Origin of the sequence: Falsiroseomonas sp., from assembly GCF_041690465.1 — a bacterium.
Taxonomy (GTDB): domain Bacteria; phylum Pseudomonadota; class Alphaproteobacteria; order Acetobacterales; family Acetobacteraceae; genus Falsiroseomonas.
Genome location: NZ_JAWLHG010000044.1, coordinates 15,293 through 40,037, shown reverse-complemented (window position 1 = coordinate 40,037; position 24,745 = coordinate 15,293). Strand labels below are relative to the sequence as shown.

22 protein-coding genes are annotated in these 24,745 nt (G+C 71.9%); 10 read left to right on the top strand and 12 right to left on the bottom strand.

From position 1 onward, the window contains the following. Positions 1-156 precede the first annotated feature (156 nt). Positions 157-1,416, top strand: a complete 1,260-nt coding sequence (locus ACESM1_RS25780; RefSeq protein ID WP_372624100.1) for a DNA polymerase IV — start codon at positions 157-159, stop codon at positions 1,414-1,416. Between the two features lie 7 nt (positions 1,417-1,423). On the opposite strand, the gene ACESM1_RS25775 is transcribed toward ACESM1_RS25780, so the two are convergent. The 10 genes from ACESM1_RS25775 to ACESM1_RS25730 form a co-directional block, all read right to left on the bottom strand. Next, positions 1,424-2,170, bottom strand: a complete 747-nt coding sequence (locus ACESM1_RS25775) for a tetratricopeptide repeat protein (protein ID WP_372624099.1) — start codon at positions 2,168-2,170, stop codon at positions 1,424-1,426. Continuing rightward, the gene (locus ACESM1_RS25770; protein WP_372624098.1) at positions 2,167-3,090 is read right to left on the bottom strand and encodes a type II secretion system F family protein; all 924 of its coding nucleotides are present in this window, start codon (positions 3,088-3,090) and stop codon (positions 2,167-2,169) included. Before ACESM1_RS25770 ends, ACESM1_RS25775 begins: the two co-directional genes overlap by 4 nt. Next, positions 3,087-4,031 carry a type II secretion system F family protein gene (locus ACESM1_RS25765; protein ID WP_372624097.1) on the bottom strand — a complete coding sequence of 315 codons (945 nt, stop codon included), beginning with the start codon at positions 4,029-4,031 and terminating at the stop codon, positions 3,087-3,089. The genes ACESM1_RS25770 and ACESM1_RS25765 overlap by 4 nt, the downstream gene beginning before the upstream one ends. Beyond that, positions 4,028-5,395: a CpaF family protein gene (locus ACESM1_RS25760; protein WP_372624096.1), complete on the bottom strand. Its 1,368-nt coding sequence runs from the start codon at positions 5,393-5,395 to the stop codon at positions 4,028-4,030. Before ACESM1_RS25760 ends, ACESM1_RS25765 begins: the two co-directional genes overlap by 4 nt. Then, the gene (locus ACESM1_RS25755; protein ID WP_372624095.1) at positions 5,392-6,624 is read right to left on the bottom strand and encodes a CpaE family protein; all 1,233 of its coding nucleotides are present in this window, start codon (positions 6,622-6,624) and stop codon (positions 5,392-5,394) included. The genes ACESM1_RS25760 and ACESM1_RS25755 overlap by 4 nt, the downstream gene beginning before the upstream one ends. Then, positions 6,611-6,961, bottom strand: coding sequence for a hypothetical protein (locus ACESM1_RS25750; RefSeq protein ID WP_372624094.1), 351 nt, complete (start codon positions 6,959-6,961; stop codon positions 6,611-6,613). The genes ACESM1_RS25755 and ACESM1_RS25750 overlap by 14 nt, the downstream gene beginning before the upstream one ends. 23 nt (positions 6,962-6,984) lie before the next feature. Further along, a complete protein-coding gene (locus ACESM1_RS25745) occupies positions 6,985-9,027 on the bottom strand; it encodes a type II and III secretion system protein family protein (RefSeq protein ID WP_372624093.1) in 2,043 nt (680 codons plus the stop codon). Beyond that, on the bottom strand, positions 9,024-9,860 hold the full coding sequence (gene cpaB, locus ACESM1_RS25740; RefSeq protein ID WP_372624092.1) for a Flp pilus assembly protein CpaB: 837 nt from the start codon (positions 9,858-9,860) through the stop codon (positions 9,024-9,026). The genes ACESM1_RS25745 and cpaB overlap by 4 nt, the downstream gene beginning before the upstream one ends. 4 nt (positions 9,861-9,864) lie before the next feature. After that, positions 9,865-10,347 (bottom strand): prepilin peptidase, encoded by a 483-nt coding sequence (locus ACESM1_RS25735; protein WP_372624091.1) that lies wholly within the window; start codon positions 10,345-10,347, stop codon positions 9,865-9,867. A gap of 74 nt (positions 10,348-10,421) precedes the next feature. Then, on the bottom strand, positions 10,422-10,601 hold the full coding sequence (locus tag ACESM1_RS25730; RefSeq protein WP_372624090.1) for a Flp family type IVb pilin: 180 nt from the start codon (positions 10,599-10,601) through the stop codon (positions 10,422-10,424). A 421-nt stretch (positions 10,602-11,022) separates the two neighbouring features. Here ACESM1_RS25730 and ACESM1_RS25725 point away from each other — a divergent pair, with 421 nt between their 5' ends. Genes ACESM1_RS25725 through ACESM1_RS25700 form a run of 6 tightly spaced genes read left to right on the top strand, consistent with a single transcriptional unit; the run spans position 11,023 to position 15,468 of the window. After that, on the top strand, positions 11,023-12,321 hold the full coding sequence (locus tag ACESM1_RS25725) for a pilus assembly protein TadG-related protein (protein ID WP_372624089.1): 1,299 nt from the start codon (positions 11,023-11,025) through the stop codon (positions 12,319-12,321). Then, complete coding sequence (locus ACESM1_RS25720) at positions 12,318-12,737, top strand: TadE/TadG family type IV pilus assembly protein (protein ID WP_372624088.1); 420 nt, start codon at positions 12,318-12,320, stop codon at positions 12,735-12,737. Before ACESM1_RS25725 ends, ACESM1_RS25720 begins: the two co-directional genes overlap by 4 nt. Further along, complete coding sequence (locus ACESM1_RS25715) at positions 12,715-13,110, top strand: TadE/TadG family type IV pilus assembly protein (protein ID WP_372624087.1); 396 nt, start codon at positions 12,715-12,717, stop codon at positions 13,108-13,110. Before ACESM1_RS25720 ends, ACESM1_RS25715 begins: the two co-directional genes overlap by 23 nt. A gap of 50 nt (positions 13,111-13,160) precedes the next feature. Further along, positions 13,161-13,901, top strand: a complete 741-nt coding sequence (locus ACESM1_RS25710) for an ATP-binding protein (protein ID WP_372624086.1) — start codon at positions 13,161-13,163, stop codon at positions 13,899-13,901. Next, the gene (locus ACESM1_RS25705) at positions 13,832-14,734 is read left to right on the top strand and encodes a response regulator transcription factor (protein WP_372624085.1); all 903 of its coding nucleotides are present in this window, start codon (positions 13,832-13,834) and stop codon (positions 14,732-14,734) included. Before ACESM1_RS25710 ends, ACESM1_RS25705 begins: the two co-directional genes overlap by 70 nt. Positions 14,735-14,757: 23 nt before the next feature. Beyond that, positions 14,758-15,468 carry a response regulator gene (locus ACESM1_RS25700; protein ID WP_372624084.1) on the top strand — a complete coding sequence of 237 codons (711 nt, stop codon included), beginning with the start codon at positions 14,758-14,760 and terminating at the stop codon, positions 15,466-15,468. Between the two features lie 134 nt (positions 15,469-15,602). Here the strand turns inward: ACESM1_RS25700 and ACESM1_RS25695 are convergent, their stop codons facing one another. Beyond that, positions 15,603-18,911, bottom strand: coding sequence for a PAS domain S-box protein (locus ACESM1_RS25695; protein ID WP_372624083.1), 3,309 nt, complete (start codon positions 18,909-18,911; stop codon positions 15,603-15,605). A 274-nt stretch (positions 18,912-19,185) separates the two neighbouring features. Between ACESM1_RS25695 and ACESM1_RS25690 the strand changes: the two genes are divergently transcribed. Genes ACESM1_RS25690 through ACESM1_RS25680 form a run of 3 tightly spaced genes read left to right on the top strand, consistent with a single transcriptional unit; the run spans position 19,186 to position 22,954 of the window. Further along, positions 19,186-19,959, top strand: coding sequence for a hypothetical protein (locus ACESM1_RS25690; protein WP_372624082.1), 774 nt, complete (start codon positions 19,186-19,188; stop codon positions 19,957-19,959). Next, positions 19,956-21,935, top strand: a complete 1,980-nt coding sequence (locus ACESM1_RS25685) for an MFS transporter (RefSeq protein WP_372624081.1) — start codon at positions 19,956-19,958, stop codon at positions 21,933-21,935. The genes ACESM1_RS25690 and ACESM1_RS25685 overlap by 4 nt, the downstream gene beginning before the upstream one ends. 17 nt (positions 21,936-21,952) lie before the next feature. After that, positions 21,953-22,954 (top strand): ABC transporter substrate-binding protein, encoded by a 1,002-nt coding sequence (locus ACESM1_RS25680; protein WP_372624080.1) that lies wholly within the window; start codon positions 21,953-21,955, stop codon positions 22,952-22,954. 209 nt (positions 22,955-23,163) lie between these two features. Here the strand turns inward: ACESM1_RS25680 and glnA are convergent, their stop codons facing one another. After that, the gene (glnA, locus tag ACESM1_RS25675; RefSeq protein ID WP_372624079.1) at positions 23,164-24,603 is read right to left on the bottom strand and encodes a type I glutamate--ammonia ligase; all 1,440 of its coding nucleotides are present in this window, start codon (positions 24,601-24,603) and stop codon (positions 23,164-23,166) included. Between the last annotated feature and the right edge of the window lie 142 nt (positions 24,604-24,745).

Here is a 24,745-nt window from a genome sequence, read left to right as displayed (position 1 = left end):
TGCTGTGGGATCCGTTCCGGCTCCATGAACATGCGCGCGCCCCGCCCGCCGCGCAGCCGCATCTGGAGGCGTTCCGCGGCCACATGCGGCGCGCGCTGCCCTTCATGGCGCTGGCCTTCGCAGTCGCCATCCCGGCGGCGATCCTGGCGCGCTGAGATGCCTGCGCTCTGCCGCGACTGCGACCATGCCGCCGCCGAGCCCTTCGCACGCTGCCCCGCCTGCGGATCGCGCCGCGTGGTCGCGCATCCCGAGCTGCTGACGCTGACGGTGGCGCATGTGGATTGCGACGCCTTCTACGCCAGCATCGAGAAGCGCGATCGGCCGGAGCTGCTGACCAAGCCGGTGATCGTCGGCGGCGGGAAGCGCGGCGTGGTCTCGGCCGCCTGCTACGTCGCGCGCACCCGCGGCGTGCGCAGCGCGATGCCGATGTTCAAGGCGCTCGCCGCCTGCCCGGATGCCGTCGTGATCAAGCCGGACATGACGAAATACGCCGAGGCGGCGCACGAAATCCGCACCTTGATGGAGGCGCTGACGCCGCTGGTGCAGCCGCTCTCGATCGACGAGGCGGTGCTCGACCTCAGCGGGACGCAGGTGCTGCACAAGGCGCCGCCCGCCGTGGTGCTGGCCCGCTTCGCCCGCGCTGTGGAGCGCAGGCTGCGCATCACCGTCTCGATCGGCCTGGCGCGCAACCGGCTGCTGGCGAAGCTCGCCGCCGAGCGCGACAAGCCGCGCGGCTTCGCCGTGCTCGGCGCGGAGGCGGCGGAGTGGCTGGCGGAGCAGCCGGTGACGTTGCTGCCCGGCGTCGGCCCGGCGCTGGCACGGAAGCTCAACGCCGCCGGCTTCACCCGGCTCGGCCAGCTGGCTGCGCTGGATCTGCGCGAGGCGGCGCGGCGCTTCGGGGAGGAGGGGCCCGGGCTGGTCGCGCGCGCCCGGGGCGAGGACAGCCGCCGCGTCACGCCGGAGCGCGAGGCGAAATCCATCTCCGCGGAGACCACCTTCGACACCGACCTGCGCGATCTTGCCGAGCTGGAGAAGCCGCTCTGGCGCATGTGCGAGAAGCTGGCGCGACGGCTGAAGGAGAAGGGCCTCGCGGCCGGCGGCGTGGTGCTGAAGCTGAAGACCGCCGGCTTCGAGATCCGCTCCCGCCATGCCCGCCTGGCGCGCCCGACGCGGCTGCCGGAGACGCTGTTCCGTGCTGCCCAGCCGCTGCTGGCGAAGGAGGCGACGGGCAGCGCCTTCCGCCTGATCGGCATCGGCGCGCAGCCGCTGGCGCCGGGTGCGGAGGCGGACCTGCCCGACCTCGCCGATCCCGACGCGGCGCGGCGCGCGGCGAAGTGGCAGGCGGTGGAGGCGCTGCGCGCCAAGTTCGGCATCGCCGCCGTGATCAGCGGCCGCGGCTTCCCGCGGAAGTCGTAGCGCTCGGCTACGACATCGCCGTGCAGGGCTCCGCGGCGGCGGGCAGCGCGCGGCGCAGTGCCGTTGTCTCGGCATCGGCGCCGCCGATGGGCGAGAGCGTGCGCGCCAGCCCCTGCATCTGCCCGAGCCACTCCGACGTGGCGGCGCTGCGCGGCGATGCTTCTAGCACCGCCATGGCCGCGTCGGCACAGCCGGACAGCATCAGCGACAGCGCCAGGTTGCCGGTGAAGAGGGGGCTGTTCGGATCCGCCTGGCGCGCCGCGCGATAGGCCATCCGGGCCTCCGCATGGCGCCCGAGCAGGTCGAGCGCGATCCCGCGCCCGTTGAGCGAGCGTGCATCACCCGGCGCCGCCTGCAGATGGGCATCGAACATCGCCAGCGCCTCCGCGGCCTGGCCGAGTTCGAGAAGCGCGCGCGCCTCGGCCTGCATCAGGGCGCCGTTTGCAGGGTTGCGGCGGCGCGCCTCGGCCAGCACCTCGCGCGCGCGCTGCGGCTGGCCCGCCTGCAGCAGTGCCGCGCCATGGCGCTGCGCCACCTCGGGGTCGCCCGGATTGGCCTCCGACAGGGTGGCGTAGAGCGACAGCGCCATGCCGAGTTGCCCGCCGCGCTCTGCGGCCGCGGCGACGCGAAGCTGCTGCGCTGCCTCCGGCGCGCTGCCGGTGCCGGTGGCGTTGGAGGTGGCCTGCCGGCCGGGCGCGGCGCAGCCGGCGAGCAGGAGGGCGGCGAAGACCGCAATGGCGAGGCTGCGTTTCATTCGAGTTTCCCGAAGGCATCGACGAGGGACAGCATGGACGGACCCACCAGCACGAGGAAAAGCGGCGGCAGGATGAACAGGATCAGCGGCAGCACCAGCATCGCCGGCAGGCGCGCGGCCTTCTCCTCCAGCCGGATCAGGCGCTGGTTGCGCTCGTCGCCGGCCAGCGTGCGCAGGGCCTGGCCGAGCGGCGTGCCGTAGCGCATCGCCTGCGACAGCGTCGCCGCCACGCGCTTCAGCCCTTCCACCTCCGCCCGTTCCGCGAAGCGTTCCATCGCCTTGCTGCGGTCCGGCATCAGGCGCATCTCCTGGCCGAGCTGCGCGAACTCCATCGCCATCGCCGGGTTCGCACGGCGGAGGTCGGTGGCGACGCGGTCGATCGCGCTTTCCAGGCCGAGGCCCGCCTCGGCGCAGACCACCAGCATGTCGAGCGTATCGGCCATGCCGCGGTTCAGCGTCGCCACGCGCCGTTTGCGCAGCTGCGAGAGGATGTAGTTCGGCACCATGATGCCGACGGCGAAGCCCACCAGAATCGACACCAGCAGGCTGCTTTCCTGTGCGGTGGTGACGTGCCACAGCACGGCGGCACCGGGTGCGCCCGCCATGAACATCAGCTTCACCGCCACCAGGAGCGACGCGGCCGTGGCGGCCGGCACGCCGAGGGGGGCCAGCGTCCGCTCGATCTGGACCCGGTCCTCCGCCGAGGCGAAGAAGCGGACCAGCCCTCCGAGGTTGACGACCCGGAGCAGCGATCCGGCGAGCGTGGCCAGGCTGCGCCGGGACGAGACCGGCGTCGCGCCCAAGGCGGCGCTGCGCACCCGCTCTGCCACGCGGTAGTCCGCCAGCTCGCTCGCCGCCAGCGCGATGGCGACCACCGCGAGCAGGAACATTGCCGCGAGCGCGGCAAGGATCGGGCTCATTCCTGGGTGCTCCGGGCGATCATCCAGCGGATCACGATGATCCCCATGAGGGTCATCGCGATGGCTGCGACCAGCAGGTTGTTGCCGCGCGGGTCGGTGAACAGCTTGTCGAGATACCCAGGATTGGCGATCGAGACCATGATGCCCGCGAAAGGCGGCAGCCCGACCAGGATCATCGCCGATGCCTTCGCCTGCCCGGCCAGCGCGCGAGCCTTTGCGGCCATGGCGACGCGGCGACGGACGATGTCGGCCACGTTCTCCAGCGCTTCGGCGAGGCCGCCGCCGGTCTGCGCCTGCAGGCCGATCACCACCGAGAGGAAGGCGTACTCGCGCAGCCCGGTCCGCTCATGCACGCCCCACAACGCACGTTCGAGCGTGCCGCCGATGCTGGTTTCGGCGATCACCCGCTGGAACTCCGCGCGCGTCGGATCAGGCATCTCGCGCGCCACGCTGCGCACCGCTTCCGCCACCGGCAGGCCGGAGCGTACCGCGCGCACCATCAGGCCGAGCGAGTCCGGGATCTGCAGGAAGGCCTTCTGCCGGTGGCGGCCGAGTTCCCAGAGGAAGATGCCACGCAACGTCGCAGCGGTGGCTGCACCCCCGATCAGCACCGCAACGGGCATCGAGAAGGCGATGGAGCCGCCCCAGGTGGCGCACCCGCCAGTGACGCCGGCCAGGACCAGCAGCACCGGCATGGGCATCGCGCGCAACGGCAGCAGCCCCGGAGTCAGGCCAAGCCAGCCGGAGATGCCTGACAGCCGGCTCCGCCGGTTCACCGGCCGCGCGATCAGGCTCTGCTCTGCCGCCGGTCGCGCCACCGCGCGGTCGTTCGCCTGGCCCTTCATGCGTTCGCGCAGCCGGCGTTCGTCGCGCCGGCTGAAGGTCAGCAGCAGCGCCAGGGTCAGCAGGAGCACCGAGGCGATGGCGAAGAGAATGTTCATCCCGCCTGATCCAGCGCTTGTGCGAAGGTCTGGTCCAGCCCGTAGTAGCGCAGCTTGTTCATGAAGCCAGGGCGCACGCGCGAGGAAACCCAGCGCCCGAGCACCTCGCCGTTCGGCCCCTCGCCTTCGAACTCGTAGGTGAACAGGTCGTTCAGCGTGATCACGTCGCCCTCCAGGCCGACCACCTCGGTGACCTGCAGCACGCGGCGCTTGCCGTCGCGCATACGCTCCAGCTGGATGATCAGGTCCACCGCGCTGACGATCTGCGTGCGGATGGCCCGCAGCGGAAGCGCCACGGTGCCCATCTGCACCATGTTCTCGATGCGGGTGATACCGTCGCGCGCGTTGTTGGCGTGGATGGTGCAGAAGCTGCCATCATGGCCGGTGTTCATGGCCTGCAGCATGTCGAACGCCTCGGAGCCGCGCACCTCGCCGACGATGATGCGGTCGGGGCGCATGCGCAGCGCGTTCTTGATCAGGTCGCGCTGGGTGATCTCGCCCTTGCCTTCGAGGTTGGAAGGCCGGGTTTCCAGCCGCACCACATGCGGCTGCTGCAGCTGCAGCTCCGCCGCGTCCTCGATGGTGACGATGCGCTCGCCATGGTCGATCAGCTGGCTCAGCGCGTTCATCATCGTGGTCTTGCCCGAGCCGGTGCCGCCGGAGACGACGATGTTCAGCCGGCAGCGCGCCGCGATCTCCAGCACGCGCGCCAGCGGGGCCGAGAGGCTGCCCAGGTCGATCATGCGGTGGAAATCCACCTTCCGCTTGGCGAACTTGCGGATCGAGATGCAGGTGCCGTCGAGCGCCAGCGGCGAGAACACCACGTTGACGCGGCTCCCGTCCGGCAGGCGGCAATCCACCAGCGGGCTGGATTCGTCCACCCGCCGGCCGACGCTCGCCGCCATCTTCTGCGCGATCGAGGCGAGGTGCGCGGCGTTGCGGAAGTTCACCACCACCTTCTGCAGCTTGCCGGCCTTCTCGATGAAGACGCTTTCATGGCCGTTGATCATGATGTCGCTGATCGCATCGTCCCGCAGCAGCTCCTCGAGCGGGCCGAAGCCGAGCATGTCGTCCACCAGCTCCTGCGCCAGCTCGGCCTGCTCGGTGGCGGAGATCTCGATGCGGCGCTGGCCGGCGACCTCGTGCACCAGCCGCTCCAGCTGGTCGCGCACGCGCGCGGCGGGCAGCTCCACCGCGGCGCGCGGGTCGATGCGCTCCATCACCTGGGCACGCAGGATCTGCATCGGCCCCGAAGGCTGCGCGGCGCGCGCCGGGGCCGCTTGCGGCGCCTCCGCCTCCGCCTCCGCCTCGGCCTGCGGCACGGCACGGAGAAGCGCTTCCGAACGGCGGCCGAACGTCCTCATGCGCGGCGGTCCCCGCGGCGCAGCCAGCCGAACAGCGACGATTTGCGTCGCTCGGCCGCGGCGCCGGAGACCTCGCGCACCAGTGGCTCGAGCGCCCGGCGGAAGGTGGAGCTCACCGCCGTCGCCGGCTGGCCCAGATTCATCGCGCGGATGATCTGCTTCGGCAGCCAGGGCAGCACGCAATCGGGCTGCCCGCCGAGCGCTTCCTCGATCAGCTGCGCTGAGAGGCCGCCGGGCAGGCCGGCATTGTTCAGCACCAGCAGCGCATGTCCGGTCGAGCCCTGGGTCGCGATCATGCGCTTGAGCGCGAGCGCATCGCGTACACCGGCCACGTCGGGCCCGAAGGTGATCAGCACCTGGCGCGCCGCCTGCAGCACCGCGCGCTCGGTCGGCCCGGGCGGGGAGGGCAGGTCCACCACGATGGTGTTGAAGCGGTGGCGCAGCAGTTCCAGCAGCCGCCGCGCGCTTTCGGCCGTGGTGGTCGGGTTGGATTCCATCGCCTCCTCGGCGGCGATCACCCGCACGCGGTCCGCCACGGGGATGGCGGCGCGCTCCAGGAACAGCGCATCCACGCGGTCCGGCTCCTCGAGCGCGACGCGCAGGCCGCTGCCCGGCTTGATGCCGAGCGAAAGGCCGATGGTGCCGCCGCGCAGGTTCAGGTCCACGAGCGCCACATGGCCGCGCGTGGCGCCGGCCACCGAGAGCGCCAGGTTGGTCGCCAGCGTCGTGGCGCCGGAGCCGCCGCGCGCGCCGAGCACGGCGATCACCCGGCCGCCGCGGCCGCCGCTGTCGCGCTCCACCACGGCGCCGGCAATCGCAGGCCCGAACAGCCGCGCGACATGGTCGCGCGTCAGCGGCTTGTAGATGTATTCATGGACGCCGAGCTCCTGCGTCAGGCGGCGGTAGAGCGGCAGCTCGTCGCGATCGCCGACCACCAGCACTCGAACATCCGGTTCGCAGACGGAGGCCAGCTCCTCCAGCGCCAGCGCCGGGTCCTCGACGCCGGAGACATCCACGATCAGCACATGCGGCGTCGGCTCGCGTTCCATCGCGCGGCAGGCGCTGCCGATGCCGCCGCGACGGATCTGCAGGTCCTCCACCAGCGGCCCGAGCCCGCCGCGCAGCGCGACCTCGCTCTGCTCGTCGGTGAGGAAGGCGAGCACCGGCGGACGGTTGCCGCCGGCGGGCGACTCCGTCGTCGGGCGGGCTGCGGTGCTAGCGACGGCCATTGCTGCCTCCGTAGGGCGGGGGGAGCGGCGGCAGGCCGCCCTGCGGCGCCGCGGCCGGCATGCCCTGGCCAGCGCCGGCGCCGCCGGTCGGGGCCGCCTGCGGTGCCGCGCCGCGCCCGAGGCGCTCGGCGGCGATCGCCGCGCGCTCGCCGTGGGACGCCGCCAGGGGCCTGGCGCCGCGCGTCAGATGCGCGGGTTCCACCACCATCGCTCGCAGGTTCGCCTCGTTCGCCCCGGTGGCGCGCCAGGTGCCTGGACGCTCATAGGGTTCCGGTCCTCCGCAGGCCGCTACCGCCAGCAGCAGCGGCAGGGCCAGCATTGCGGGAGATCTGCGCATGCCGTTCTCCTCGTTCATTCGGGTCATTCGAAGCGGAAGCCGAGCGCGGCCGGCAGCGGGGGCACAGCAGGCCCGTCGCCGCGCAGCTGGCGCTGGCGCAGGATGCGCTCGAGGCTGGTGGCGGGACGGAAATTGTCGGTCGGGGCGGTCAGCGCCGAGGGTTCGGAGACCGGCTGCACGAGATAGGGAGTGACGATGATCACCAGCTCCGTCTCGCGCCGCTGGAACCGCTCGGAGCGGAACAGCGCGCCGAGGACCGGCAGGTCGGTCAGCCCGTTCACGCCTTCCTGCACCTGCGAGGTGTTGCGCTGGAGCAGACCGGCGATGGCGAAGCTCTGGCCGCTGCCCAGTTCCACCGTCGTCTCGGCCCGGCGGACCGAGAGGGCGGGGATGCGCAGCGAGCCGACGAGCGTGGGCAGGTTGATCGCGCCCTGGTCGGACAGCTCGCTCACCTCCGGTCGCACCCGCAGCGTCAGCCGATCCTCGCTGAGCACCACCGGCACGAAGGCCAGGCTGACGCCGAAGGGCTTGAACTCGACCGTGATCGAGTTGTCGCGCGAGGCCACCGGGACCGGGAATTCGCCGCCGGCCAGGAAGTTCGCCACCTCGCCGGACTGGGCCGTCAGGTTCGGCTCGGCCAGGATGGTGATCAGGTTGTCGGCGGCCAGTGCGTCGATGATGCCGTTGATGTCGGTGCTGCCGGCGCGGTAGCGCGCGCCGAGCCGTTGCGGCGAGCCGAGGGTGCCGGCCGCACCGAGCCCGCCGGCCAGCACGTTCGGCAGGACGCCGGCGGACGGGCCCGTCACCAGGCCGAAGGTGAAGTTGCCGATGCTGCCGATCGCCGCCCAGTTCAGGCCGAACTGCCGCGTCAGGTCGCGCGAGATCTCGGCGACGCGCACGCGCAGGTTCACCTGGATGGAGGAGAGCACCGCCAGCTCGTTCAGGATCTGGGTATCGTCGTTGGCCATGCCGCGCACGATCGATTCTGCGCGCCGTGCATCGCCGGCATTGGCGACGGTGCCGGTCAGCACGACGGCCCGGCCGGCCACGCGCACCTGCACCCGGCCGGGGCCGCCGAGCAGCGTGCGGATCTGCGATTCCATCGCCGCCGCGTTCAGCGGGCGTGAGGGCGCCGCGGCCGGGGCGCCGAGGCCGGCGCCGGGCGTTGGTTCCGTGCGCTGGCCGAAGATGGTGACGTCGAACTCGGCCACCGGCCGCCCGAGGTCGTCGGTTGCGATCACCGTGGTGCGGCCGTTGCTCACCGCCATCACGAAGACGCTGGTGGGCGAGGATGGCTGCACGCGCGCGATGCGCGGATCCGCCGCCATCACCGTGGAGGCGGGCGAGGGCAGCGAGAGCAGGCGCCCGGTGCCGGCCTGCAGGCGCACCTCTACCGGTGTCGGCGGTGGCGGCGGCGCGGCGCCGGCTGGGGCGGCGGCGGGCTGGCCGACGGCGGGTGCGCCCTGGGCCAGCCGGCTGCGGCCGAGCCGGTTGTCCCGATCGACGCGTTCGGACGGCGTCGGCCGTGGGGTGAGGCTTGGCGGCGGCAGTTGCATCGGCATGGCCGGCGCCTGCGCAATCTGCACGGGCGCGGCCTGCACGGGCGCTGCATCCGTCGCAACGTGCTCCACCGCGTCCGACAGCGACGCGACGGAGGCGAGCTGCACCGGCATCGGCGCATGCGCCGTGGATGGAAGCGGCGCATGCGCCGCGGCCGGCTCGGCGTCCATCAGGTCCACCACGATCCGCTCCTGAAGGCGGAAGTGCCGCAGGCGCGCGCCGGGCGCGGTGGTGATGGTTGCGGTGCCCTCGCCGGCCTCGACGCCGTGCACATTGCGTACCGGACGGCGGAGGCTCGTCAGGTCGAAATCGGCCGGCGTGTCGAAGCGCAGCAGCACGCGGCCAGCCTGCTCGTCCACCCCGTACCCGGTCGGGCGTGGCCAGTCGAACACCACGCGGCCATGGCCCGGATGATCGCCGGTGCGGACATTCACCAGGTCCCGCGCGGCGCTATCGCCGGGCAGCATGGCGAGCAGGATCGGCAGGGGAAGCAGGGCAGGGCTCACCGGAAGGTCACCTCCTGGGCGTCGTTGCCCTGGATGACGCGCATCCGGGCCGGAGTGGGGACTGCGGCACTTCCGAGGGCACTGGAGACGTCGCTGCCGAACACCGGCATGGCGACCCGCGCGGGTTCCGTGCCGTCCACCGCGGGGCGGACGGTGACGGCGAGCCGGCCGAGCTGTTCGGCGACGGCGACCCGCTCGGCCTCTTCGGGCGTCACCTCCAGCGTCACCGTGCGGGCGACGCGAAGCGCCCCGACCCCGGACTGCGTGCCCTGCTGGACCTGCTGGTCCACCGCGATGACGCGCAGGCGGGTCAGGATGGTCTCGGCGGTGACGCGGCGGGATGCCGGCGCCTCGGCGGCGTCGAAGGACTGCACCAGCACGAGGTCCACGAGGTCGCCCGGCACCACCAGGCCGCCCGCGCCGGTCACGGCGTCCACGCCGATGCTGATGGCGCGGTGGTCGGGCTGCAGGACGGCGGCGAGGAAGCCGCGCTCGCCGGGGTGCAGCAGGTCCTCGCGCGTCAGCAGCGCACCGGGGGGAACGAAGCGGCGCACCAGCGAGCCGCGGAACTCGGCCTGCGCGTTCGGCGTGGCGAGCAGCGCTTCCTCCGGGGCGGAGGGCAGCTCGACGATGGCGATGTCCGCCTCGTTGATCAGCGCGCCGGAGGACAGGCCGCGGGCGGCGGCGAGCACGCGCACCACCGGCGGCGGCGGCGGCGCGGGCGCGGCGATGGCTTCCATGGAGGGCGGCGGCGGGGCGCCGCGCACCGCGATGCCGCCCAGGCCGCCGGCGGCGAGCAGCAGGATGATGATGGCCAGTCGGCGAAAGGTCATTGTTCTAGGCTCCGAGGCCGAACGCGACGGTGCCCGTCGCGATGGCAAGGGCGTAGGGCATCGGGCCACGCCGGACGATGCGATGCGCCTCGAGGGCGGCGATGCGCAGGGGCAGCACGGCGTGCGGGCGGAGCGATGTCTTCGGCATCACCCGTGACATCGCCAGGTAGGCTATGGCCAGGACACCGCCGGCGATCCCGATCGCGAAGAGCAGGGCGGGAACCTCCGCCGGGGCGGTGCCGGCGGCCAGCGCGGCGATCAGCTTGACGTCGCCGCCGCCGATCATCCCGCGGGCATGGAGGAAGAGGAAGCCGAGGCCGACCAGAAGGGCCACCGCGGCGGAGGAGGCTGCCGCGGCTGGACCTTCGAGAAGCCGGCTGCCGATGCCGAGCGCGAGAAGGGCGACGCTCAGCCGGTCCGGGATGGTGCGTGTTGCAAGGTCGCACCAGGCTGCGATGGCGAGGATGGCTGTCGTGACCAGGAGCATCGCTACCGCCTTCTGCCGTGGTTCCGCCACCGCGGCGGCCGGATGGGCCGGCCGCCGCGGTGCCGAGACTTGGATCAGGGGGTCATCGCGCCCTGGATGCCCGTGAAGCTGGTGGTGATCGCGCCGCTCACCAGGCCGGCGGCGGTGGCGATGACCGTCACGATCACGGCGCCGAGCACGCCGTATTCGACGGCGCTGATGCCCTTGCGGTCGGCGAGCAGGCGGCGGACGGAAACGATGGCGAAGTCGAGCATGGTGGTCTCCCTTTTGACGAACAACTCGGTTGCAGGACTGCGCGCCCTGCGGGGGATCCCGCCGGGCCGGGCCGCCTGCTGCACTCACCGCGAGTGCCAGCTGCGTCCGGGGACAATATTCATCGTCGCCATCGAATACTGCAATCGTAAAAATCGCCAAAAGGCCCGCTCTCTACAATTCCAAACACCGCTATGCAGGAACGAGAGAATATATCGAAAGTAAGCTGAAGATCGCTTACTTTTGTCGGGCACCACGGCACATCATAGAGCTTGGAAAGGCGCCTCGCCATGCGTGTGGAGAGCCTGCCAACACTTCCTGACAAAACCGAACGCGCATGTGCGCCGGCGCGCAGGCAAGTTAGGTATCCATCAACCAAAGATCGACCGCACAGCCATGCCGTCGCAGACCCCCCCCTTCCGCATGCGCCACCGTCTGGCCAGGCTCCGCGCCGATCGTCGCGGGATCAGCTCCGTCGCCTTCGCCGGCAGCATCCTCGCGGTGTTCGGTGCCGTCGCCATGGCCACCGATGTCGGCGTCTGGTACGCCGCGCGCCGTGGCGCGCAGAATGCCGCCGATGCCGGCGCCACCGCGGCGGTGATGGCGCTCTCGCTCTCCGGCCCCAATGCGGGGCGGGCGGCGGGGCTCGATATCGCCGGCCGCAATGGCTTTCCGAACACCGTTGGCGGGCGCACCACGGTGGCGGTGAACATCCCCCCCAGCACCGGTGCCCTGACGGCCGATCCGACCGCGGTCGAAGTGGTGGTGCGGCAGCAGCAGACGATGACCGCCGCCGCGCTGTTCCTGGACGCCGCGCCTACCGTCGAGGCGCGCACCGTCGGCCGGCTGCGGGAGAGTTCCAATGTCTGCATCCTGGCGCTGACCGGTCAGCTCTGGGCCGGCGGCAACACCACGGTGAACACGCCGGACTGCGTCATGGCGTCGAACCGGCGCTTCCCACCGAGCATCGAGATCGCCGGTGGCTCCCTCGACATCACTGCCTTCAGCCTGAGCGCCGTCAGCTCCTGCCTGAACTGCGACAGCAGCCAGGTCCGGCTGACCCAGCGCTACCGCGAGTTCCAGGCTCCGACCGAGGATCCGTTCCGCCACCTGTTGTCCAAGACGCTGCCGCGGCCCTCCGGCAACTGCCAGAACTTCAACGAGAACAGCGATCCAGATCCGCTTCCCTACGAGCTCAACGGCCAGCGGCTCTACTGCAACATGCACGTCACCGGCGGACGAGCGGTGCAGCTGTCGCCAGGCACCTACTATATTTGGGAAGGCGATTTCCGGATCGGCGGCGGCTCCTCGGTGACCTGCCCCACCTGCACGGCTGGCCAGGGCGTCGCCGTCGTGCTGACCGGCGATCCAGGCGAGATCGGCGACTTCACCATCAACTCCAACAGCTACGTGAACCTGCGCGCGGCGCGCGAGGCGCGCGACCCCGACTACAACGGCGTGCTGTTCTACCGCGATGTCCGTGGTGGCTACGGCAGCACCAGCAGCCCGAGCGTCACGCTCAATGGCGGCACCAACATGAGCTTGGTCGGCGGGCTCTACTTCCCCTCGACCCATGTGCGCGTCAACGGCAACGCCGCGGTGATCGCCTGCAGCGTCGTCGTCGCCGCGTCGATCGACTTCATCGGCAACGCCGAGGTCAATGGCTGCGGCGAGACAGGCACGCGGGTGCCACGCACCCGCCAGGTGATGGTGGCCGAATGATGATGCACGCACCCTGGAATCGCCGCCGCGCCGGCACCGCAACCCTCGAATTCGCCATCATCGCCCCGGTGCTGGTGGTCATCCTGGTCGGGTTGATGGATTGGGGCCTCGCCGTGGAGTCACGGCTGCGCCTGCAGACCGCCGCCCGCGCCGGGGCGCAATACGCGATCACGGCGCCGACGGACACGGCCGGCATCACCGCCGCGATCCAGGCCGCCGCGCCCGACTTCACATCGCTCAACACCGCCTCCACCGGCATCTGGTGCGAATGCGGCGGCACCGCGACCGCCTGCACCAATTCCTGCCTGGCCGGCATGCAGCGCTTCCTGCGCGTGGATGTCAGCCATCCCTACACGCCGTTCACCCCGGCCGGTCCAACAAGTGTCGCCGCCAATGTCACGCTCCGTCTTCAATAGATCCCGTCGCGGGATCGTCTCGATCGAGTTCGGGCTGATCGGCGCGGCGTTCTTCCTCCTGCTGTTCGCCTGCATCGATGTCGGCCGCTACGTCGCATCACGCACGGCGCTGCGGGCCGCGGTGTCGGAGGCAGTGCGCGGCGTCATGACCGATCCGTCGCTGGCCGTCGGCGACGCCGCGAAGAACTACGCTCTGGCCCGCACGGCGATCCTGAATGGCGCCTACCTGACGCTTACCGCAAGCCGCGTGGAGCCGACCGCCAGCACCGCCGGCTCGGTCACGGTGAACGCCTCCTACGTGTTCACCTTCGTGGTGCCCGGCTTCCCCCGTGAGCCGATGACGCTGAACGCGAACGTCACCTCCCCCATCTGACCGCGACGCCGCCGCAACCCCATGGCAATGTGGCGGCGACAGGGGGTGCCATGACGAACTGCGCACAGGAGGCAGCCGGCGCCGGGCCGGAGGCCGCGGTGGTGGAGCCCGGCGAGGGGCTGGACGCCGCCGCCGCCCTGGCCGGATCCGTCGCCCACGACCTCGGGAACACGCTCACCGTCGTGCTCGGCAATGCCGAACTGCTGGTCGAGGCCCTGGCGGATCAGCCGGAGCTGGCTGAGTTCGCCACCCTGATCCTTGATGCGGCGCAGCACGGTTCGGAGCTGACAGGCCGGCTCGACCGCTTCGCCCGCCGCATCCCGCTCCCTGCCGAGCCGATCGACACCGCTGCCGAACTCGCCCGCTTCGCCCGCCGCCTGACCGCTACCCTGCCGCCAGGCGTGGTGCTGGAGACGGAGGTGGCGCCCGATCTCCGGCGTCTGCTCCTGCCGGCCTCGGCGCTGAATGCGGCGCTCGATGAACTGGCGGCCAATGCCCGGGCGGCGCTGCCCCGGCACGGCATGCTGCGACTGGTCGCCGCCAACCACCAGGGCCCGGCCGGTGAGCCGCGGATCCGGCTGACGATGGAGGACGAGGGCCGCGGCATGGATCCGGAGATGCTGCAGCGGCACCGCCAGCTCCGATTCGCATCGGGCATCGCCGGCCACCGGACCGCGCTGGGCCTGGCACTCGCCATGCGTGTGGCCCAGGCCGCCGGCGGATGCCTCCTGGTGGAGAGCACGGCCGGGCAGGGTTCGCGGGTGACGCTGGAGCTTACCGCGCTTCCCTGAAGCTGTGCATCAAAGACACACCAGAGACCGCCCGGACACACCACGTAAAAGCGTGGGTTGCATTGGATAACGGAATTGAACATTGTGGCGAGCGTATGCAAACGTCTCGCTCAGTCCTGGTCGTCGAGGATGATGCGCAGGTCGCATCCACCATCGCTGGTGCCTTGCAGCGCGATGGGTGGGTCGCGGAAACCGCCATGTCCCTGGCCGAAGCCCGCGTCCGGCTGGAGGCCTCGACGCCTCGCATCCTCGTCGTGGATCTCGGCCTGCCGGATGGCAGCGGGATGGTCTTCGTGCGGGAAGCCGCCGGCCGCCCCGACCTCGGCATCATCGTCGTCAGTGGCCGCGGGGATGAGGTGGACCGCGTGGTCGGGCTGGAGCTCGGCGCCGACGACTACGTGACCAAGCCCTTCTCGATGCGGGAGATGACGGCGCGAATCCGCGCCCTCTCGCGCCGCATGGATGCGCGCGAGGGCAATGGCGCGGCGGCGCCCGCGCCCGCAATCGCGGCGCCGGCACAGGGCGGAAGCTCCGGCTGGAAGATGGCCGGCGTGCTGCTCGACCCGCTGCGGCTGAAGGTGGTCGCGGCCGATGGGACCGAGGTGCGGCTGACCGGCGGCGAATCGGGACTGCTCCGGCTGATGCTGGAAGCGCCGGACCACACGGTGGACCGCGAAACCATCTCGGAACGCGTGCTCGGCCATCGGCTGATGCCGCAGCAGCGCGGCGTGGACCAGCTTGCCTCCATGCTGCGCCGCAAGCTGGCCCTGGCCTCGGAGCAACGGATCCAGGTGCTGGCGCTGCGCGGCCGCGGCTACCGGCTGGTCGCCTGACAGCGCAGGCCCGGAGTCCGCAGATGCCGGATGTCGAGCCTCCGCCCGCCGCCGGCCCCGGCATCCTGGTGGTGGACGACGAACGGCAGATCGTGGATCTGCTGACGCGTTACCTGGCGCAGCACGGCGTGCGCAGCAGCGGCGCCTACGCCGCGGAGGAGGCGCTGCGGATCGTCGCCGCCGACCCGGCGATCTGCGTCGTGCTCACCGATGTGCGGATGCCCGGCCAATCCGGCCTTCTGCTGGCGGAGGAGTTGCTGCGCGGCCGGCCTGAAGCGCAGGCACTGGAAGTGGTGCTGATCACCGGCGCCGTCGCCGGCGAGCCGGGCGTCGAGGCGTTCGGCCGGCGCGCATTCGACGTGCTGAGCAAGCCGTTCCGCCCGAGCGAGGTGGCTTCCGTTGTCGCGCGGGCGCTGGCCGCCAGTGAGGAGCGGCGCCGGCGCGCACGGCTTGCCGCGCCGCTACAGGCAACGGCCCCGGCCGCCACGGAATCCGGCCGGCCCCCTGGCGCGCTGCGCCCGTCCCAGCTTCCCGAGGCAACGCTCGGTGCCTTGCGCGCGCCGCTGCTCCCGATCCTGGCCGCCGCCGAGACCCTGGCCACCGCGCCGCGGCTGGATGCCGCCGAGGCGCGGATGCAGGCCGAGCGGATCCGCGATGGCGCCCTGCAACTGCTCGCGCTGATCGAGGCCGCCGGCTGCGAGCCGGACCCCGCCTCCGCCCAGTCCGCGGCGTAGCCAGTCCGCGGCGCAGGCGGAAGCCCGGCAGCGAGGCGCTGCCTCGCGCTCCACGGGGGGGGCGGTTTCCGGACCACGCTGTCCCTGTCGTCACGGCTGGCCGGGGCCGCGGCGGCTCCGCCAGCTCGCCGATATCAGCCCTCGGCCGGTTGCGGCCGCGCCGTCGCGGCCGCGAGCGCGCGACTTACCGCGGCGCGGAAGCGCTGGATGTCATACGGCTTGGTCAGCAGCTCGAGCCCATGCTCCTGCACCGTGCCCTGGCCGAGATACTGCTCCGAATAGCCGGAGGTGCAGACCACCGCGAGCCCCGGCTGCAGGCGCAGCGCGGCCTCGGCCAGCTTCAGCCCGTCCATGCCCCCGCCCAGCACCAGGTCCGTGAACACCAGGTCGAAGCGGATCCCGGCGCCCAGCACCGCCAGCGCCTCCGCCGCGCCGGTCACCGAAACCGGCTGCAGCCCGACTTCCCGGCACAGCCGCACGGCGGCCTCGCGAACATCGGCCTGGTCCTCCACCACCAGCACGTCGAGGTCCGGCGGCAGCTGCGCGGCCGGTTCCTCGACCCGCACCGGCGGCTCGGCGCCGGCCTGCACGGTGGGCAGGAACAGCTTCATCGTCGTGCCGCGGCCCGGCTCGCTCGCCACGGCCACATGGCCGCCGGACTGCTTGGCGAAGCCCAGCACCATGCTGAGCCCGAGGCCGGTGCCGCGCCCGGGCGGCTTGGTGGTGAAGAAGGGCTCGAAGATGCGTGCCTTGACGGTGGGCGACATGCCGGTGCCGCGGTCGCTCACCGCGATCATGGCGTAGCGTCCGGGTGCAAGCTCCGCCTCCTGCCCGGCAGTGTCGGCATCGATGACGACCGGCCGCGTCTCGACGGTGATCGGCCCGCCGACCGGCATGGCGTCCCGCGCATTGACCAGCAGATTGACCAGCGCCGCCTCCAGCTGGGCGGGATCGGCGGAGATCGGGCCGGTCTCCGCTAGGTCGAGCTCCAGCGTGTGTCGCTCGCCGAGAGTGCGCCGGACCAGTTCCAGCCGCTCCGGCAGCAGCCGGCCGAGATCGAGCGCCTCCGGCCGCAGCGGCTGGCGACGGGCGTAGGAGAGCAGCTGGCTGGTCAGCCGGGTGCCGCGTTCCAGCGCGCTGCGCGCCGAATCGATCAGGTCCGGCGCCGCCTTGCCGTCGCGCGCCGATTCGGCCGCCATCTCCAGACTCACCGAGGCGACGGTCAGCAGGTTGTTGAAGTCATGCGCGATGCCGCCCGTCAGCTGGCCGAGCGCGGTCAGCCGGTCCGCCTGGCGCAGCGCCGCTTCCGCCTCGCGCTGCGCGGTGACGTCCTGCACATAGCCATGCACGGAGCCCTGGCCGCCGGCGGGATCGGGCTCCCAATGGCCTTCCGCGCGGCAATGCACGATCTTGCCCTCCGGCCGCAGCACGCGGAACTCGAAGGCGGCCGTCCGGCCGGAGGCGGAGATACCGGCGATCGACGCCTCCATTCCCGCCCGGTCCTCGGAATGCACCAGCGCCATCGCCGCGGCGTGGCTCGGCGCCGGGCCGGCAGGGTCCGTGCCGAAGATGGCGTGCACCTCGTCGGACCAGGCCACCGCCTTCGCATCGGGCTCCCACCGCCAGGTGCCGATGCGGGCGAGGCGCTGGGTCTGGCGCAGCTCGATCGCCTGGCGCTGCAGCGCCGCCCGGCTGGCGGCCAGGTCGCGCTCGAAGCGGGTGCGGGCGGTGATGTCGAGGGCGGCGACCAGCACCGCGCGACGCCCGGCGAAGACCGTCAGGTGCGAGATGACCTCGACGATCTTTTCCCGCCCGTCGGCGGTCAGGTGCCGCCACGGTCCGGAAGCCCGACCTTCCCGGCGCGGGGAGGCGGCCGCGGCGCGTACCGCCCCGCGGTCCTCCGGCGGGCGGATCTCCAGGATGGACATGCCGAGGAAGGCCTCGCGCGACCAGCCGTAATCCTCCACCGCCGCGTCGTTGACGCTGAGGAAAGCCAGCGTTTCCTGGTCGTAGATCCACATCGGGATCGGGTTTCGCTCGAACAGGCTGCGGAAGGCGGCTTCGCTGTCGGCCAGCCGGCGCGTCGCCTCCCGCTCGCGCGTCACGTCGCGCACCATCGCCACCAGATGGGTGCAGCGGCCGTCCGCATCGGCGACCGGTGCGATGTGCAGCTCGACCCAGACGCTGGTGCCGTCCTTGCGGCGGAACTCGGCGCCCTGGCGCAGCCGGCGTTGCCGGCGGACCGCTTCGCCGATGATCCGCCAGGCCTCGCCCGGATCGTCCGAGGCCTGCAGCAGCTGCGGCGTGCGGCCGACCAGCTCGTCGGCGTGGAAGCCGGTCAGCAGCGCGAAGGCCGGGTTGACGTGCACGATGCGCCCCTCGTCGGGCGTCGCCTCCAGGATCAGCACGGCCTCGGAGCTGGATTCGACCACGCGGCGGTGCAGCAGCATCCGCTCCTCGTCGCGCAGCATCTGCAGCAGCGGCCGGAGCGTCGCCGCCGCGTCGCGCAGCAGGCCGGCCAGCTGCGCATCCGGCGCCGTGGTGCCGAGCAGCAGCACGCAGCGTTCCTCGCCGATGCGCAGCGGCGTCGCCACCAGGGTCAGCGCGTCCTGCGCCTCGCCGCCGAGCAGCGCGTCCGGCACCCCGCCGGCGACCAGGGCATCGCGCAACCCGCCGGGCGCGGCGGCGGGAATGACGGATTGGCGGCCGTCCGCGATCGCCGCGCGCAAAAGCGGATCGGCGGCGTCGAGCGGCCTCGCACGCAACGCCCTGAGGCGCGCATCGCCGCCAAGCGACGCCGCGGCGAAGCCGCCGACCAGATGCAGCGAGAGCCCGTCCGCCCCCAGCCGGTGCAGCGTGCAGAGCAGCCCCTCCGCGGCCTCGCACACTGCGCGGGTGGTGGCCTGCAGCGTGGCCTCGTAGCCCGGTGCCTCCAGCGCCAGGGTCTTCAGCCGATCCTGCAGCGGCCGCCAGCGGCCTTCCTCCACCCGGGCTTCGGCGCCGCCGGGGTGCGGACCGGCGGGGGCGAGCGCGGCGGCGGCGAACTGCGCAAGGTCGCGCAGCGCCTCGGCCTGCGCCGGCCCGACATCGGGGCGCGGCCGGCGGTCCAGCACCGCGAGCGCCCCGAGCGGCAGGCCGTCGGCCGTGAACATCGGGGTGGCGGCGCGGAAGCGGATCCGGCTGTCCTCGGCTTCCTCCGGCGCGCCGTGCAGCACCAGGGTGCGCCGCTGCCGGACGGCGCGCGCGCAGAATTCGGCGGCCAGAGCCGCCTCGAAATCGTCCAGCCCGAATGCGGCCGCGGCGGTCTCGCCCCGCCCGTCCATCAGGTGGAGCGCGGCGGCCGGAGCATCGAGGAGCCGGGCCGCGAGGCGCGTGAGGCGTGCCGGCGCGTCTTCCGCCGCCGCGTCCGGCGCGTCCGGTCCGGCTCCGGCGACGTCCCCCATGCGATGCGCCTCGCCATGCTGCGATCGGCCGTCCGACTCGCGCGGCCGATCATCAACATACGTAGCACGCCGGCCCCGCCGTCCAGAAGCGGCTACGCAACGTCCTCGAGCGGAGCGGGCAGTCACCCCGTGGAGTGCCGCCGATCTCTTCCTGCCGGCCGGACGTGACACCGATGCGCTGGGCCCGACCTCCTGCTTGACGCTTGCGCGCGCCGTCCCGCAGCCTGTCGCATGAAGCGGCAGCGCAATGCCGCGGAGCGGGGAGGCGTGGCGCATGGCGTTCTTCTGGCGCGTCTGGCTGGCCGTCGCCGGCATCAACGCGATCGTGCTGACGCTCTTCGTCACCCTCGCCGCGCTGCAGTTCGATGCCATCCAGTCCAGCCTGGCCGGTGAGCGCCTGACGCTGCTCGCCGCCCGCACCGCGGCGCCCTTCGAGCAGGCGGCGCGGATCGGCCTCGGCATCGCCGCGGTGCGCAATGCCGAGGGCCTGCTGGAGCGCACGCGCCAGACCGACGAGGCGATCGGCGCCATCCATGTGTTCGGCCCGGAAGGCCGCATCCTGCATTCGACCGACCCCCTGCCGCCTTCCCGGATCCCCGCCGCCGCACTCGTCGCCCGCGCGGCGGCCGGCGGCGCGCCCTGGCATCACGGCGGCCGCGATGCCTTCCTCGCGGGCGTGGAGATCGCCTCGCGGTCCGGCGCAAGCCTGGGCGGCGTGCTGATCGTCTATTCGGCAGCGCAGAACGCAGCGCGCGTCGGTGCGATGACGACCGAGCTGATCCTGGCCGGCATCGTGGTGCTGCTCGGCAGCATGGCGCTCGGCGCGCCGCTGCTGCGCATCGGCCTGCGTGGCCCGATCCGCGCCTTCGATGCGATCGAGGAGGCCGTGGAAGGCTTCGAGCGCGACGCCTGGCGCAGCGCGGCGGGTGACCGGCCCGCCGCGCGCGCAACGGCGGCTGCAGAGGACATGCGCGGCATGCTCGACGAGGCCGAGCACCAGTACCGCTCCGCTGGCCGCAGCCTCGCCGCGGCACGCGACGCCGCATGAGCAGCGGCCCAGGGCGCTTCGACTGGAAGGGTATCGGGCCGCGGCTGACGCTCGCGCTGGCGGCCATTGTCACCGTCTCCGTCCTCGCGCTCAGCCAGCTCGCCGTGCAGGCCTTCGAGCGTGCCGTGGAGCCGGAGCTGGCCAGCCGCACGCGGCTGGTTGGCACGATCGTGCGCGAAGCGGTGCAGCGGCCGCTCGAGCGCGGCATCCCCTTCGACGCCCTGGCCGGCCTCGACCGCTACCTCGCGGAAACGCTGGAGAAGTTCGACGAGGTGGCGCGCATCGCCGTCGCGACCGTGGACGGCAACATCCTGGCGGAAGTCGTTCGGCCGGCCCCGGACTCGCTGTTGCGGCGCGCGAAGCTGGAGGGGCAGCGGCCGGCGCTGCCTGACTATTCCCTGCCGATCCTGCAGGGCACGCGGCTGGTCGGCACGATCGAGGTCCGCATCCGGCCGGACCTGGTGCGGACACGGTTGCGCGACGTCTTCCTCGATGTGCTGGTGATCGGGCTGGTGGCCACGCTGGTCGCACTCGAGCTCGCCTTCGGTCTCGCCCTGGCGATGATCGGCAAGCCGCTCCGCCGCGTGCTGCAACTGCTCGGCGAGCAGCGCGAGGGCCACTTCCTGCATCGCATCCGGCCCGGCGGCCTGGGCGCGCTTGGGCGGGTGGCGATGCGGCTGAACGACCATGCCGAGGACCTTGCGCATCGCCTGGCCGGCCTGCCGGAACGCCTGCGCGGATCACTCGCGGCCGATCTCCGCGCCCGGATCGCCGCGGGCGCGCCGCGCCGGCTTCGCCTCTCCGACATCGGCGACATCCGCCCGGCGCTGTTCCTGCTCTCGGTCGCGACGGAGATCGCCACCGCCTTCCTGCCCGTGCTCGCACGCGGTGCCGGCCGTCCGGCATGGCTGTCGCCGGAACTCGCCGCCGCCGCACCGCTGCTCTGCTATCTCGTGGCGATCGCGGCGTTGATGCCGTTCGGCGGAGTGCTGGTGGCCCGCTTCGGTGCGCGGCGGCTGTTCGTCTGGTCGATGCCGCCGATCGCGCTGGCGCTGGCCGGCATGGGCTTCGCCGGCAGCGCGCTGGAAATCGCGTTGTGGCGCGGCGTGATCGGCGTGTTCTATGCGACGGCGACCGTCGCCTGCCAGGAATACGCACTTGGCGCGGAGGGGAGGGCCGGCGGCTCGCGCGCCTTCGGCAGCTATCTCGCGGTGGTCTATGCCGGCGTCTTCAGCGGTTCCGCGCTGGGCGGCGTCATCGCCGGGCGCTTCGGCCATGAGGCCGCCTTCCTGCTCGGCACCGTGTTGGCCATTGCCGCGGCCGTGGTCGCCGGGCTCACCATGACCGGCCGGGCCGGTGCGCCAGAGACGCCGCCGCAGGCCGTACCGCCGACACCGGCGCACGGGCGCCGACCAGGCGCGCGCGCCGTTGCGCTGCTCGTCGGTATCGCGATGCCGATGAATGCGGCGGTCGCCATCTTCGTCTGGTATCTCACGCCGCTGATGCTCGCGGCGGCCGGGCTGCGCACCGCGGATGTCGCGCGCGTCGTGATGCTCTACTATCTCGTGACGATCCTGCTCGGACCGTTCGTCGCGCGTCTCGCCGAGCGGCCGGCTGCGCCGCTTGCACTGGTGATCGCCGGCGGCTTCGGCTCCGCCGCCGCGCTGCTCTCGCTGTCGGTTTGGGAGGGGGTGTGGGCGGTGGCGGGCGCGACGGCGGCGCTCGGTGCCGCGCATACGCTGATCCGCGCGCCGCAATACGTCTTGATGCTGCGGACCACCGCCGAGGGCGGCGCCTCGGCTGCCGGGCTTCGCCTGTTCGAGCGGCTGGGGGCGATCGCCGGCCTTGCGGCGAGCACGCTTCTGCTGCGAGATACTGGCGCGGCGGAAAGCATCCGCATGCTGGGTCTGGTGGTGCTCGGCGGCGCCGTACTGTTCGTGGCCATCGCCCTGGCCCGCCCTCTCCGTCGCGCATGAGGAGGGAGGAAGCACGCATGGCACGAAGGAGGCATGTCGTCGCGACCGTCGCGCTGCTGCTCGGCCTGCTGCCGGCCGCCGCCTGCGCCGCGCAGTACAAGGTGATGATCGCAACCTGGCGTGGCTGCGAGGAAGCCTGCCGCGGCGTGCAGGAGATCCTCGCCGGTTCCGGCCACGAGATCGAGATCCTGCTTCGCGATGCCGCCGGCAATCGCGCCCGCCTGCGCGACTTCCTGGCCGAGGCGCGCGCGGCGAAGGTGGATGCGATCGTCACCTGGGGCAGCAGCGTCAGCCTCGGCATCGCCGGCACGTTGGCGCAGCGCGACGACCCAGCCCTCAACCACGACATCCCGCAGGTCTTCATGATCGTCGCCGATCCCGAGCGGTCCGGACTGGTCGAGAGCCTGGACCGGCCCGGCCGGCGCAACCTGACCGGCACGTTCAACCGCGTGCCGGAATCGGTGAACATCGACACCATCCGCGCCTACCTGCCGGAGTTCCGGCATCTCGGCCTGCTCTACAACCGCAACGAGCCCAACTCCGTCATCAAGCGTGACGAGATGGCGGAGCTTGCGCCTTCGCTCGGCTACCGCTTCACCGCGCTCGAGTTGCCACTCGGTGCGAACGGCCGTCCGCGCGTGGAGGACATCCCGGTGCGGCTCGGGGAGTTGAAGGCGGCCGGCGTGGATTTCGTCTATCTCGGCTCCTCCTCCTTCCTGCGTGCGCACGGCGCCGTACTGGGGAGAGCGGCGCGCGAGGCAGAGCTGCCGCTCCTGAGCCCCTACGAGGAGATCGTGCGCGAGGGCGGCGCGCTGCTCTCGGTGGCCGCGCGCTACTTCGATGTCGGGCGGCTCGCTGGTCGGCAGACGCTGCGCATGCTCACCGGCCCGGTGCCGCCGGAGGGCCTTCCGGTGCTGCAGATGACGGAATTCGCCGTGGTCATCAACCTCGCCACCGCGCGCGCGATCGGCGCCTATCCGCCGATAGACCTGCTGCAGGTGGCGGAGACGGTGGATTGAGCGGCGAGCGCGTTCTTGCGGCGGAGAGCGACATGCAGCGGATCGTCGAGGCTGCCACGCTCCACTCGTGGGGGTCGAACGGGTTCGCGCGCGAGATCGGCCGGTAGGGCTGCTCGAATGGAAGCGGCCGGACCACGCCCCCGAGGGCGCGATCCGGCCGCAAGCCCGGCCGGCACGGGAGAGCATCCCGCGCCGGCGGTGCGCCCGTGTCAGACCGAGTAGTACATCTCGAACTCGACGGGGTGCGGGGTGTGCTCGAAGCGGTACACCTCGCCCCACTTCAGCTCGATGTAGCTCTCGATCTGGTCCTTGGTGAAGACGTCGCCGGCCAGCAGGAACTCGTGGTCGGCGGCGAGCGACTGCAGCGCCTCGCGCAGGCTGCCGCACACGGTCGGGATGCCCTTCAGCTCCTCCGGCGGCAGGTCGTAGAGGTCCTTGTCCATCGCGTCGCCGGGATGGATCTTGTTCTTGATGCCGTCGAGGCCCGCCATCAGCATGGCGCTGAACGCCAGGTAGGGGTTGGCACCCGGATCCGGGAAGCGCACTTCGACGCGCTTGGCCTTCGGGTTCGTCGCATAGGGAATGCGGCAGGAGGCCGAGCGGTTTCGGGCCGAATAGGCCAGCAGCACCGGCGCCTCGAAGCCCGGGATCAGGCGCTTGTAGCTGTTGGTCAGCGGGTTGGTGAAGGCGTTCAGCGCCTTGGCATGCTTGATGATGCCGCCGATGTAGTAGAGCGCGATCTCCGACAGGTCGGCATAGCCGTTGCCCGCGAAGATCGGCTTGCCGGCCTTCCAGATGGACTGGTGGACGTGCATGCCGCTGCCGTTATCGCCGTAGATCGGCTTCGGCATGAAGGTCGCCGTCTTGCCGTAGCTGTGTGCCACGTTGTGCACGCAGTACTTGTAGATCTGCATGTGGTCGGCCTGCATCACCAGCGGGCCGAACTTGGTGCCGAGCTCGTGCTGCGACTGCGCCACCTCATGGTGGTGCTTCTCGATCACCACGCCCATCTCGCCCATCGTCGAGAGCATCTCGGCGCGCAGGTCGGCCTCGCTGTCCACCGGCGCCACCGGGAAGTAACCGCCCTTGACCACCGGGCGATGGCCCATGTTGCCCTCGGGGTAGTCCTTCAGGCTGGCGCCCGGACCCTCGATGCTGTCGAGCTGGTAGATGCCGTAGTTGCCGCCCGTGCCGAACTTCACGCTGTCGAACACGAAGAACTCGGCCTCGGGGCCGAAGAACGCGGTGTCGCCGATGCCGGTGGACTTCAGATAGGCCTCGGCGCGCTTCGCCGTGCTGCGCGGGTCGCGCGAGTACATCTGGCCGGTCGAGGGCTCGACGATGTCGCAGAACAGGATCAGCGACGGCTTGGCCGCGAAGGGGTCCATGCAGGCCGTCTCGGCGTCCGGCATCAGGATCATGTCGGACTCGTTGATCGCCTTCCAGCCGGCGATCGAGGAGCCGTCGAACATGATGCCGTCGGTGAACACGTCCTCATCGACTGTGGAGACGTGCTGCGCGGTGTGCTGCCACTTGCCGCGCGGATCGGTGAAGCGGAAGTCCACGTATTCGACGCTGTGCTCCTTGATCATCTCCATGACCTTGGAGACGGCGGCATTGCCGCCTGAAGCTGCCGGCTTCTTGGCCATCGTGTGAGGTCCTGTTCCCCTGCGTGTCCCGGTCCCATGCCATCGCGCCGCGGACACCGGTTTCCGCGACGCGCCCATCACGCCGGCGCCCTGTCCTGGGCGGCCCTGGCGATCCGGTCCGCCCGCGCGAGGCTTCGCGCGG